9 protein-coding genes are annotated in these 12709 nt (G+C 61.0%); 3 read left to right on the top strand and 6 right to left on the bottom strand.

All coding sequences use genetic code 11. From position 1 onward, the window contains the following. Nucleotides 1-95: 95 nt before the first annotated feature. From murJ to FIU93_RS05455, 6 genes are all read right to left on the bottom strand, one after another. Nucleotides 96-1658, bottom strand: coding sequence for a murein biosynthesis integral membrane protein MurJ (gene murJ, locus FIU93_RS05480; protein ID WP_152505028.1), 1563 nt, complete (start codon nucleotides 1656-1658; stop codon nucleotides 96-98). A gap of 32 nt (nucleotides 1659-1690) precedes the next feature. Then, the gene (locus FIU93_RS05475; RefSeq protein ID WP_152505027.1) at nucleotides 1691-4525 is read right to left on the bottom strand and encodes a [protein-PII] uridylyltransferase; all 2835 of its coding nucleotides are present in this window, start codon (nucleotides 4523-4525) and stop codon (nucleotides 1691-1693) included. Nucleotides 4526-4696: 171 nt separating this feature from the next. Beyond that, the gene (locus tag FIU93_RS05470; RefSeq protein ID WP_023002387.1) at nucleotides 4697-5068 is read right to left on the bottom strand and encodes a helix-turn-helix transcriptional regulator; all 372 of its coding nucleotides are present in this window, start codon (nucleotides 5066-5068) and stop codon (nucleotides 4697-4699) included. Between the two features lie 4 nt (nucleotides 5069-5072). Beyond that, nucleotides 5073-5642: a Smr/MutS family protein gene (locus FIU93_RS05465; protein WP_152505026.1), complete on the bottom strand. Its 570-nt coding sequence runs from the start codon at nucleotides 5640-5642 to the stop codon at nucleotides 5073-5075. Between the two features lie 3 nt (nucleotides 5643-5645). Beyond that, the gene (locus tag FIU93_RS05460) at nucleotides 5646-6764 is read right to left on the bottom strand and encodes an MltA domain-containing protein (protein ID WP_209010288.1); all 1119 of its coding nucleotides are present in this window, start codon (nucleotides 6762-6764) and stop codon (nucleotides 5646-5648) included. Nucleotides 6765-6877: 113 nt separating this feature from the next. Further along, on the bottom strand, nucleotides 6878-7606 hold the full coding sequence (locus FIU93_RS05455) for a Tim44/TimA family putative adaptor protein (RefSeq protein WP_023002384.1): 729 nt from the start codon (nucleotides 7604-7606) through the stop codon (nucleotides 6878-6880). 238 nt (nucleotides 7607-7844) lie between these two features. On the opposite strand from FIU93_RS05455, the gene FIU93_RS05450 reads away from it, so the two are divergent. The 3 genes from FIU93_RS05450 (at nucleotide 7845) to polA (ending at nucleotide 12553) form a co-directional block, all read left to right on the top strand. Continuing rightward, a complete protein-coding gene (locus tag FIU93_RS05450; RefSeq protein ID WP_075283209.1) occupies nucleotides 7845-8357 on the top strand; it encodes an FxsA family protein in 513 nt (170 codons plus the stop codon). A gap of 118 nt (nucleotides 8358-8475) precedes the next feature. Further along, nucleotides 8476-9507, top strand: coding sequence for an acyltransferase family protein (locus FIU93_RS05445; protein ID WP_152505024.1), 1032 nt, complete (start codon nucleotides 8476-8478; stop codon nucleotides 9505-9507). Nucleotides 9508-9562: 55 nt separating this feature from the next. Beyond that, nucleotides 9563-12553, top strand: a complete 2991-nt coding sequence (gene polA / locus FIU93_RS05440; RefSeq protein WP_152505023.1) for a DNA polymerase I — start codon at nucleotides 9563-9565, stop codon at nucleotides 12551-12553. Nucleotides 12554-12709 lie beyond the last annotated feature (156 nt).

Here is a 12709-nt window from a genome sequence, read left to right as displayed (position 1 = left end):
GGTTGGAAGGGCGCTATGAATGTTTGGGCGGGCCGGGTTTAAGCCCGGTCCGTTATGCATGCAAGCTGGAAACGGCGTGCGCCGGCGTTTCGCGGTCAGGTGTTGCGCCGTCTCAACGCTTTCAGCATGCCGACAAGGTCGGATCCGCCGCTGAGCTGGGTGAAGATGGCAAAGGTGACCATGCCGACGAGCACCAGCAGAACGAGACTGCCCGCACGCACCGCCAGCCACGGCGCCGATAGCCAGGAGGCCATGTAGATGGCAGCAAAATGCACCGCGACCCCCATCAGCAGGCTGGCGAGCACCACCAGCGACAGCCGCCGGAGCAGCTTGAAATCGGGCTGGAAATGGCCCCGTCGCCACAGAACGATGATCAGGAGGCCGGTGTTCACCCAGCCAGCCAGCGTTGTGGCCAGCGCGATGCCCACATGCTGGAGCATGGGAAACAGCGCGATCGAGAGGCCGACGTTCACGACCATGCCGACAACGGCAAAGATCATCGGCGTCTTGGTGTCTTCCCGCGCGAAATAGCCGGGCGAAAACACCTTGTTGAGCACAAAGGCGGGCAGGCCAAAGGCAAATGCCGTCAGGGCTGCAGCCGTGCCTTCCACGGCGGCGGCATCGAAGCGCACCCGCTGGAACAGCACCGAGACGATTTCCTGCGGTATGACCGCCAGGGCAACCGCGGCCGGCAGGGTCAGCACCAGTGAGAACTCCAGTGCGCGGTTGAGGCTGTGCTGGTAAGCGCCCATCTGCCCGGCGCGCAGTTGCCGCGTCAGGCTGGGTAAAAGCACCACGCCGATGGCGATACCGATCACCCCGAGCGGCAACTGGTAGAGCCGGTCGGCGAAATAGAGCAGCGCATTGGCGCCTTCCTGCATGGAGGCGATGATCTGGCCGACGGCAATGTTGATCTGGGTGACGCCGCCGGCAACGACGCCCGGAATGCCAAGCATCAGCAGGCGTTTGGCCGATTTGGTATAGCGCGGGCGGAAGACGGGGATCTTGAAGCCGAGGCGCTTCAGGTCAATCAGGACGACGATCAACTGCACGATCCCGCCAACGGTGACGCCGATGGCCAGAATAACCCCGAGCGCCGTGTCGTCCTTGATACCGAGATAAAGCACGGCACCCAGAACGGCGCTCATCACCACGTTCAGCATCACCGGTGCGAAGGCAGCGGCGGCAAAGCGCTGATAGGTGTTGAGAATGCCGCCGATGAAGGCAAGCATCGACATGAAGATCAGATAGGGAAACGCGATCCGCGACATCAGAACTGTCAGGTCGTACTTGGTGGGGTCTTCCACGAAACCCGGTGCCAGTGCCCACACCACCAGCGGCATGAAGATTTGTGCAAAAGCAGTCAGCACCAGCAGGCAGAACAGCAGCGCTGCGCCGATTTCCCCGGCGAACCGCTTGGCGCCCGCATCGCCCTCTTCCTCGACCGTTCGCCCGAACAGCGGGATGAAGGCGGAGTTGAAGGCGCCTTCGGCAAACAGCCGGCGGAACAGGTTGGGCAGACGGAAGGCCACCACAAAGGCATCGGCAACCGGACCGGCCCCGACGACGGCGGCCAGAAGCACGTCGCGAACGAAGCCGAGCAGGCGGCTCAGCAGGGTCGCGCTGCCGACGGTTGCGAAATTGCGGACGAGACTCATGCCGGAAGGACTCCGAAGAGGAAGGTATGCACTTATGAAGCCTGCCGCTGAACCTTGCGGGTTGCCGGAGCTGCCGGATCGAGTTCCACATGGCCGTCGACCGCATTGGCAAGGCGCTCACGGATGATTTCCTGACGCCCGATGTTGGCAATTTTCTGTCCGGTGAGATCGGTGACGTAGAAAACGTCGACCACTTTCTCGCCGAAGGTCGAGATATGGGCCGAACCGATGTTCAGATTGAGCGTCGCGATGGAGCGCGTCAGGTCGTAGAGCAGGCCTGGCCGGTCGAGACCGGAAATCTCCAGCACCGTGTAATCGTCAGACAGCGCGTTGTTGACCAACACTTCGCTCGCCACCTTGAAGGCCTTCATGCGGCCCTTGACGCCGGTCTTCTTGGAAACGGGCTCCGGAAGCCGCTCTTCGCCGCGCAGTGTGGTCTCGATCAGCTTGGCAATCCGTTCGCCGCGGCGCTTTTCGTCTTCGTCGTCCGGCAGTTCCCGACCGATGAAGATCGTGTCCAGAGCATAGCCGTCTGTGGTGGTGTCGATCTGTGCGTCAACGATATTGGCACCGGTCGTGTAGCAGGCCCCGGCAATGATCGACAGCAGGCGCGGATGGTCTGGCGCCATGATCGTCAGCTCGGTCACACCCTCGAAGGCGCGCGGGATGACCTGGAAGGCAAGCTGCCTCTTGTCCTTGTCGGCCTTGTGCAGAAGTTCGGCATGGGAGACCAGCCGCTCCGGCTCCGTACGCAGCCAGTAGGCCGGATAATGCCGGTTCAGATAGGCATTGCGGTCCTTGGCGGACCAGTGCTCCAGCTTGCTGCCGAGCTCTTCCTTGGCCTTGTCGATGGTCTGGCGATGCGACATCTTCGTGTGTCCGCCGGACAGATGCGGTTCGGTGGCATAGTAGAGCGTGCGCAGCAGCTGGCCTTTCCAGCCGTTGAAGACGCCGGGCCCGACGGCGCGAATGTCGGCCACGGTCAGGATCAGGAGCAGTTTCAGCCGCTCGAGCGACTGCACCGTGTTGGCGAAATCCGTGATCGTCTTGCGGTCCGACAGGTCGCGCGACTGGGCAATGGTGCTCATGTCCAGGTGATGCTCGATCAGCCAGGCAACCGTCTCGGTTTCCGCGTCGTTCAGTCCGAAACGCGGGCACAGCTTGCGCGCGACCCGGGCGCCGGCGATCGAATGATCTTCCGGCCTGCCCTTGGCGATGTCGTGCAGGAACATGGCGACAAACAGCACCTTGCGGTTCTGCAACGTCAGGATCAGGTCGGTTGCCAGCGGATGGTCGTCGCCGGAATTGCCGCGCTCGATATCGGCCAGCACACCGATAGAGCGGATCAGGTGCTCGTCGACCGTGTAGTGGTGATACATGTTGAACTGCATCATCGCCACGACCTTGCCGAACTCGGGCACGAAGCGGCCGAGCACGCCGGTTTCGTTCATCTTGCGCAAGGTCTTTTCCGGCGCGTGCCGGGAGGTCAGGATCGACAGGAAAAGCCGGTTCGCTTCAGGGTCGGCGCGCAGGCTTCCATCGACCAGCTTCAGCGAATGCCGCATCAGGCGGGTCAGCTGCGGATGCATGTTGTAGTCGTGCTTGTCCGCGATCTGGAACACCCGCAACAGGTTGGTCGGATCGGTTTCGAACACGGTGTCGGATACCGCATTCAGGCGGTTGTTTTCCACCACGAAGCCGGTCGCCCCTTCAACGGGCTTGGCCGTTGCCGAAACGCGGCCTGCGCGCAGGCGGCGCATCATGCCGGTCAGGCCCTTGCCGCGCGGTTCCTTGACGTGCTCTTCCTCCAGCGCGGCGCAGATGATGCGGGTCAGATCGCCGACATCCTTGGCCACCAGGAAGTAGTGCTTCATGAAACGCTCGACATCCTTCATGCCCGGGTGCTGGGTGTAGCCGAGCCGGATCGCGATCTCGCGCTGGACATCGAAGGACAGGCGCTCTTCCGGCCGTCCCGTCAGGAAATGCAGGTGGCAGCGGACCGCCCACAGGAAGTCGTCAGACTTCTTGAACCGCGCATATTCCGAACGGGTCAGAACGCCTTTCTTGACCAGTTCCGACTGTCTGTTGACCCGGTAATGGTACTTGGCGATCCAGAACAGGGTATTGAGATCGCGCAGACCGCCCTTGCCTTCCTTGATGTTCGGCTCGACCAGGTAGCGCGAGGCGCCCTGGCGCTTGTGGCGGTCATCGCGTTCCAGCAGCTTGGCGGCGATGAATTCCGAGCTGGTGCCTTCGACCACTTCCTTGTCGAAGCGCTGGACGAGTTCCTCGAAAAGGGCCTCGTCGCCCCAGATGTAGCGGGCTTCCAGAATGGCGGTGCGGATGGTCATGTCCGCCTTGGACAGGCGGATGCATTCATCGATATTGCGGGTCGCGTGGCCTACCTTGAAGCCCAGGTCCCAGAGCATGTAGAGGATGTATTCCACCACCTGCTCACCCCAGGGGGTCTGCTTGTACGGCAGCACGAACAGAAGATCGATGTCGGAACCAGGTGCCAGTGTGCCGCGGCCGTAACCGCCAACGGCGGCAATGGCCATGCGCTCCGCGGCGGACGGGTTCTTGATCCGGTAGACGTGGTGCAGGGCGAAATCGTAGATCACGCGGATCAGCTCGTCCTGAATATAGGACAGCCGCCCGGCGCACAGCAGTCCGCCGCCGTCCTCGTCCAGCATCGCCTGGGCCTTGCCGCGAGCGTCTTTCACCACCTGCTTCAGCATCGCAAGAACAGCCGAGCGGGTCTTCATGTCCGAACCGTCGCCGTCATTGCCGGCGGTCAGCGCGGTGAGGCGATTTCTCAGGTCATCGGCATTGATCAGTCCGGCAAGGTCTTCCTGGGAGAGTTTCATACTGGTCCAGTGTTCCGTTCAGCAGGCGCAGGTTTGCTGGAGGTTATATAGAGGATGGGGTTGAAGGACACGTAAATCCTGAGCTGACCTGAAACAGGCTGCGTTCCAAGCGGTACAGAAACAGCAATGCACCGCCATGCCATGGTTTGAACCTGGCGAGGGCATGTGTCGTCACACACCGTCCTTCACGGCGGCAACCCGGAGCTGGTGCAGGAGGGCTGCAAGAGACTCTTCGGACAGGCCTCCTATCTTCAGCGCAAGCTGGTTGGCAAGTTCGGTGGCCTTCGGGTCCATGCCGGCCGTGTCGATGGTGACGCGCGGATCGGACAGTTCGGCCAGGCGCTGGATTTCTTCCGCTTCATCCCAGATGACGTTGAAATAGGTGATGATTCGCTGCACCAGAAACCAGGTTGGCTTGCCGCGCTTGCCATGTTCCAGCGCGGACAGATAGGCACTGGATACCGACAAGGCCGCTGCCATTTCCTTCAGCGACACATCCCGTTTTATCCTGAGTTCCCGGATTTTTGCGCCAAGTGGGGTCACGGCCCTACCTTCTTTTTCGAATGCGAACGTACAGTGCGCCGCCGCCGCCGTGGTTCGCGTGGGCTTCCTCGTAGCCAAGTACCACGGATCGCAAGTCGGGCATCGACAGCCACTGGGGCACCATTCTGCGCAAAACGCCGCGCTCGTCCATATAGGCGCGCGCGTCACCGCTGCCCTTGCCCGTGATTACCAGCACAACCTTATGACTTCTCGCCTGCGCCTGATAGAGAAAGCCGCGCAGCCGGTCATGCGCCTGATGCTGGGTCAGGCCGTGCAGGTCTATCCGCGCATCGATGGCCTTCACGCCGCGCACCAGCTTGCGGCGGTAGCGGTGTTCCAGCTGATGCAGCGGCAGCGGTGTTGGCGGCGCCTTGGCCGCAGCGGGAGCCTGGATCGCGGTCGCGGTTTTCAGCGCCTTTGCGGGTACCGCCGGTTCGGTTTCGGTGATTTTCTCAAGCTCGGCCTTGAGCTCCTGAGCCCTGTCCGGATGCAGCGGCGTCAGGGTTTTGGCAACCTTGCCCCACAGTTCCCTGTCTTCCGGCGACAGTGTCCCTTTTTTGCCACGTCTTGCCATCTCTCAGTCCGCCGCCACACCAGCGGGACCAAGACGGATGTTCGGCACCAGGATCGTGAAGTCGGCCTTGTGGCGGATTTCTCCGGCAATAGCGCCTGCCGTCTGCCCGGATCCGACGAAGATATCGCCCCGCGCCGGGCCCTTGATTGCCGATCCGGTGTCATCTGCCACCATCAGCCGCTGGAAAACGCCGTTGTCGCTGTCGTGATCCTTCAGCGCGGAGGCGACGAAAACCAGGGACCCATAGGGAATGAAACTCGGATCGACCGCAAGGCTGCGGCCTGCCACGAGGGGAAGACCCGCGGCCCCGACGGGCCCGTCGTTCACGCCGATTTCGTCGACTTCCCGAAAGAAGATGAAAGACCGGTTTTGCCGGAACAGCTGATCGCGCTCCTCCGGATGCGCTTCCAGCCAGGAACGAAGTCCGGCAGCCGTGAAGTCCTCCGGCGTGCCTTCCCCGCGCGTCACCAGCAACCGGGCAATGCCGGTGTAGGGGTGGCCTGTCTTGCCCGCATAACCGACCCGCATCGCGCTTCCGTCCGCAAGACGCAGCCTTGCCGAGCCCTGAACATGCACGAAATAGGCGTCGATCGGATCGGCAAGCCAGACGAGTTCGAGATTTTCCGGGTCGAGCTTGCCATCCATGATGGCGCTCCGATCCGGCATTTCGGTGACGCGTCCCTCAACCCGCCGTCCATGGCTGAGCGTTTCGGGCCAGTCCTGTGGCCGGTTTTCCGGCGTGATCGCCTCCAGGCCTTCCGGTTTTTTGAGCAAGGGATACCGGAATATGTCGGTTCTGACCCGCGAGGCGGCCAGTTCCGGCTCGAAATAGCCCGTCACAAATCCGCTCTGTGCAATTCGATGCGGCGTGAACCGGCTTTCGAAAAAGTCTCGGGGTGCTTCATCACCGGACTTTGCGGCCTTTTCGGCGTCGTTACAGAGCTTTTGCAGGTCTGCTGTGGCGATGGAGGGAAAAACGGTGTCCTGGCTCAGGATTTCCGGTTTGCGGCACAGGCGCAGAAAACCGGCAAGGGCGGCGGCATGATCGTCGTTCTGCCAGCCCGGCAGACTGGAGAAGGAGATTGCCTCGAACCGGTCCGGGATCCGTTGGCCTGGTACCATGGCTGAGGCAGCTCCTGAAAAGAAAAGCGGCGCGGCCAGAACCGCGCCTTTTAGCAGTGGGACAAGCCGGAAGCCCGGCCGGGGCCGCGTGTTCCGCTTGCCCTGCATCGTGATTACTCTGCGGATTCGGTCGCGACCAGCTTCCAGTTCGGATCGCGGGACGTGGTGTCCCGGGCGAAGGTCCAGATGTCGATCACTTCGCTTACCTTGGCCGGATCGCCGTCGACCACTTCACCGGCCTTGTCGCGGGTGGCGGAAATCAGCTGGCTGTGGATCTTCACGGTTACCTGGGCGGTCGAATTCTTCAGTGCAGCTTCGACGATTTCTGCCTTGTCGATGCCGACAAAGGTCGATTCGATGGTCTCGCCACGCTTTTCACGATCGTCGATTGCCGTGACGAAGCCTTCATAGACTTCGCGGGACAGAAGGTTCTTCAGCGCTTTCTTGTCGCCGTCCGCAAAAGCCATCACGATCATCTCGTAGGCGGCGCGTGCGCCTTCCAGGAAAGGTTCCGGCTCGAAGCTGCGGTCGACGGACAGGATCTGCTTCAGGGCGCTGTTCAATGCGGAGCCCGCCGGGGCAACCTTGTCGATCACGACGTCGCCACCACGACCGCTCTCCTCGACCGGCTCGGCCTCCAGCGTGGTCTGGTTCGGCATCGGGATGACATTGTCCTGATCGTTGCCGTTTTTGCGTTCGCGCGGCTGATCGGGCTTGGAATAGGGGTCGAATGGCGGGCGCTCATTGCCGGTGCGTTTGCCCAGCACCGATCGCAGTCTGAACAGAATGAAAACCGCAAGTCCCATCAGGAGGAGGTTCAACGGGTCAAAAATCTCGTTCATCGTAACTTCCGGTTACCCTTTTTGAGGCCCTAGAGCCGCCTGCTCTAACTGCCAGGTGAGCGCAGCCTCGTACGCAAGGCCTGTCTGCTTCCTATTTAGGGGGTCCTTGAACCAGCATCCAGACCCAAGAGCAAGACTGAATCTTTGCATTCATAGCCATTTCGTGACTGCCTGCTCGCATTTTTGCGAGTGAATGTCTACCTTAGGTCCGAATAGCTTATCAGACGATGGAGCTCCCGTGGGACTTTATATCATTGCCGCAATTCTTCTTCTGCCCCTGATCGAGATTGCGATGTTCATCTGGGTGGGAGGCTTGATCGGTGTGTTCCCGACAATCCTGCTGACGGTGATCACCGCGTTGGCCGGGACAGTGATGCTGCGCCAGCAGGGCCTGTCACTGCTGATGCGCATGCAAACGGAGCTGGATGCCGGCCGCACACCCGGAAACGAGGTGATGCAGGGTGCAATGATCGTTCTTGCCAGCATTCTGCTGCTGATCCCGGGTTTCGTCACGGATGCCATCGGCCTGCTCCTGTTCATACCGCCGGTGCGCGAAGCGCTGGCACGGTTCATCATTGCCCGATCGAACGTCGTTATCGTCGATGGAGGCGGTGGTATGCGCCGGCCGGATGACGGCGTCGTGGATCTGGACGAAGGCGACTGGAGCGAAAAAAACAGCGGCACGGGTGGTGGCTCCGGCCAGCCGAAGCTCAGCCCCTGGCAGGATGGCTCTGATAACGCGAAGCCCTGATTTCCCAAACGCTCACTAAAACGTGACTGCTGGTGTATGCGTATAATTTACCAGTCAAGGTTATGTCTGCCCTGAATTGGACCCGAAACCGGACTGAAGCGGAGCAGGCAGCGGCAGAATGAGCGCCAGGCGTGTAGATTGGGTGGATACCGCCAAGGGCATCTGCATCATCTTCGTCGTGATGATGCATTCGGTGCTCGGCGTGGAAGCCGCCGCTGGCCAGACAGGCTGGATGCATGTGGTCGTCGCCTTTGCAGCGCCCTTCCGCATGCCGGATTTTTTCCTGATCTCCGGCCTGTTCCTGTCGAACGTCATTACCCGCGACTGGAAACTCTATCTTGATCGCAAGGTCGTCCACTTTGCCTACTTTTATGTGCTGTGGATGACGATCCAGTTTCTGGTGAAGGCGCCCGTCTTCATCGAGGAAACCAGCGTTCGCGCAACGGTGGAACTCTATTTCCTGAGTTTCATCGAGCCCTTCGGTACCTTGTGGTTCATCTATATGCTGCCGGTCTTCTTCGTCGTGTCGAAGGTCGCCCACGACAAGGGTGTGCCGTGGCAACTGGTTCTGGCCGTCGGCGCACTTCTGCAGATCGCGCCGATCCACACCGGCTGGCTGCTGGTCGATGAATTCGCGGCCCGTTTCGTTTTCTTCTATGCCGGCTTCGTTTTTGCTCCGCAGATCTTCGCTCTGGCCGACTGGGCGCGCGAACGGATCGGGATCAGTCTCGCGTGTCTGCTGGTCTGGGGCCTGGTGAACGGCACTCTGGTCCATGCCGGCTGGGCGCATCTGCCGGTCATTGCCCTTGTTCTTGGCGCGGCCGGTGCGGGTGCCATCATCCTCACCAGCGCGTTGATCGTGAAATGGGGCCGGCTCGGTTTCCTGCAGCATTTCGGCGAAAACTCGATCGTCATCTATCTCGCCTTCTTCTTCCCCATGGGCGTAACGCGGGTGATTTTGCTGAAGCTGGGCATCCTTGATATCGGCACAACGTCGTTGATCGTGACGCTGGTGGCGTCGGTCAGTCCGATGATCCTGTTCTGGCTGATCCGCCGCACGAACGTCGGCTGGTTCCTGTTCCGCAGGCCCGCCTGGGCCTATCTCAGCGGAACCTTTGGCGGGAAACGTCAGGCACAGGCAGCTGAGTGATCGGCAAGCTTGGAATTTTTAACTTTAGGACTTTTCTCCAGAACAGGCTGCGGGCATGATCCGCGCCATGTCGACGCAAAGCACCTCCTCCGCCCTCACCGCCGATGACCATCTTATCCTGGTCGACGGGTCCACGTTCATTTTTCGCGCCTATCACGCGCTGCCGCCGCTGACGCGCAAGCCGGACGGGCTTCCTGTCGGGGCGGTTTCTGGCTTCTGCAACATGCTGTGGAAGCTGCTGCAGGAAGGTCTGACACCGGAGGAAGGCGACGAGCCCACCCATTTCGCGGTGATTTTCGACCATTCCGCGCAGACGTTCCGGAACGAGATTTATCCGGAATACAAGGCCCACCGGCCGGACCCGCCGGAAGATCTGGTGCCGCAGTTCGGCCTTATCCGCGAAGCGACACGCGCCTTTTCGGTTCACTGCATCGAGCAGGAAGGCTTCGAGGCGGACGACCTGATCGCAACCTATGCCCGTGAGGCTGCCGAACAGGGCGCGCGCGTCACCATCGTTTCAGGCGACAAGGACCTGATGCAGCTGATCGGCCCGAAGGTGGGCATGATCGACACCATGAAGAACAAGACCTTCGGCGAAGCCGAGGTGTTCGAGAAATTCGGCGTCGGTCCGGACAAGGTCATCGAGGTGCAATCGCTGGCGGGCGACAGCGTCGATAACGTGCCCGGCGTGCCGGGTATCGGCCTGAAGACCGCGGCCCTTTTGATCAACGAATTCGGCGATCTGGAAACGCTGCTCGCCAAGGCCGACACGATCAAACAGAACAAGCGCCGGGAAAACCTGATCGAATTTGCCGATCAGGCGCGAATTTCCAGGCAGCTCGTCACTCTCAAGCAGGATGTGCCGGTCAAGGTGCCGGTGGGCGAATTGTCGGTAACCGATGTTGACGGACCCAAGGCGCTCGGCTTCCTGAAGGCGATGGGGTTCACCACCCTCACCCGGCGCGTTGCGGATGTGACCGGTGCCGATCTGGATACGGTCGATGCATCGGACCTCAAGGTTCCGGGATGGGATGTTCCGGACCACAAGGGCCGGATGATGGAGCGCGCAGCCGGCAGTGACAGCGCGGGTTCGGAAGCTGCAAAAACCCCGGGCGACGCCGACCCGGACAATTCCGGCCTGCTGGTGCCGCAGACGGTTGCCGATGCACGCGCCCAGACGATCCGGGCGATTCCGGTCGACAGCAGCGCCTATGAAACCGTCACCAGCCTCGACCGCTTGAAGGAATGGTGCGACGCGGCCTTTGAAAAGGGCTACGTCGCCTTCGACACCGAAACGACATCGCTGGACGCCATGCAGGCAGAGCTTGTCGGTGTTTCGCTGTCCACCGAGCCCGGCAAGGCCTGTTATGTGCCGCTTGGCCACGTCGACGGCGAGGGTGATCTTCTTGGCGGTGGCGGTCTTGTCGAAGGCCAGATCCCGCTGAAAGACGCGCTGGAAGTGCTGAAGCCGATGCTGGAGGACCGTTCGGTTCTCAAGATCGCACAGAACCTCAAGTACGACTGGCTGGTGATGACACGGTACGGTGTCGACATCACGCCATACGACGACACGATGCTGCTGTCCTACACGGTCGATGCCGGCAAGGGCGGCAACGGCATGGACGAACTGTCCGAGCGCTGGCTCGATCACAAGCCGATCCCGTTCAAGGAAATCTGCGGCTCCGGCAAGTCGATGATCACCTTCGACAAGGTCGCCATCGACAAGGCAACCGCCTATGCGGCGGAAGACGCCGATGTGACGCTTCGTCTCTGGCTGATCCTGAAGCCGAGGCTCGCTTCCGAGCGTATGGCAACCGCCTACGAGACGCTGGAACGGCCGATGGTGCCGGTGCTTGCGCGCATGGAAAAGCGGGGCATCTCCGTTGACCGGCAGATGCTGTCGCGTCTTTCGGGTGAATTCGCGCAAGGCATGGCGGGCAAGGAAGCCGAGATTTACGAGCTGGCCGGTGAAAGCTTCAACATCGGTTCGCCCAAGCAGCTTGGTGATATCCTGTTCGGCAAGATGGGTCTTCCCGGCGGCAAGAAGACAAAGACCGGCGCCTGGTCGACCTCGGCGCAGGTTCTGGAAGATCTGGCCGCGGAAGGGCACGAACTGCCGTCGCGGATCGTCTCCTGGCGCCAGCTCTCCAAGCTGAAATCCACCTACACCGACGCCCTGCCCGGTTACATCAATCCGGAAACGGGGCGTGTGCACACATCCTACGCGCTGGCGGCAACCACCACCGGGCGCCTGTCCTCGTCGGAACCGAACCTGCAGAACATTCCGGTCCGGACCGAGGAAGGCCGCAAGATCCGCAAGGCCTTCATTGCCGAAAAGGGTCACAAGCTGATCTCGGCCGACTACAGCCAGATCGAGCTGCGCGTCCTGGCGCATATGGCCGATATTCCTCAGTTGAAGAAGGCGTTCGACGACGGGCTGGACATTCACGCCATGACGGCAAGCGAAATGTTCGGAACGCCGATCGAAGGCATGGATCCGATGGTCCGTCGCCGGGCGAAGGCGATCAACTTCGGCATCATCTACGGCATTTCCGCATTCGGCCTCGCAAACCAGCTCGGCATCTCGCGCGGCGAAGCGGGCGACTATATCAAGACCTATTTCGAGCGTTTCCCGGGCATCAAGGACTACATGGAAGCGACCAAGAAGCAGGTTCATGCGAACGGCTACGTGACCACGATCTTCGGCCGCAAGGCGCATTATCCGGAAGTGAACACCAAGAACCCGAACATGCGCGCCTTCTATGAACGCGCCGCCATCAACGCCCCGATCCAGGGGTCTGCCGCGGATATCCTGCGCCGGGCAATGGTGCGTATGGAAAACCGGCTGGAAGGCTCAAAGCTGGATGCGCAGATGCTGCTGCAGGTGCATGACGAACTGATCTTCGAAGTGCCGGACGCGCAGGTGGAAGCAACCATTCCGGTGATCAGGGACGTGATGGAAAATGCCTGCGATCCGGCGCTGAAACTTTCCGTGCCGCTTCAGGTCGATGCCCGCGCCGCCGACAATTGGGACGAAGCGCATTAGGGTGTGGACCCATAAATGAAGACGAAATGGCATGAGAAATGGCAAAATCGCGTTAGGAAGTGTGCGCTGGGCGGGCTTTCTGCCCGGTCAAGCACACTGACGACACGAGGTGAAGCCATTTTCATGTCCTTCGGATTTGACTGGATTGGTCCTCCT

The organism is Labrenzia sp. THAF35 (genome assembly GCF_009363595.1).
GTDB lineage: Bacteria > Pseudomonadota > Alphaproteobacteria > Rhizobiales > Stappiaceae > Roseibium > Roseibium algicola.
Note: the sequence above shows the minus strand (reverse complement) of the source record. Positions and strands in the feature narration are given on the sequence as shown.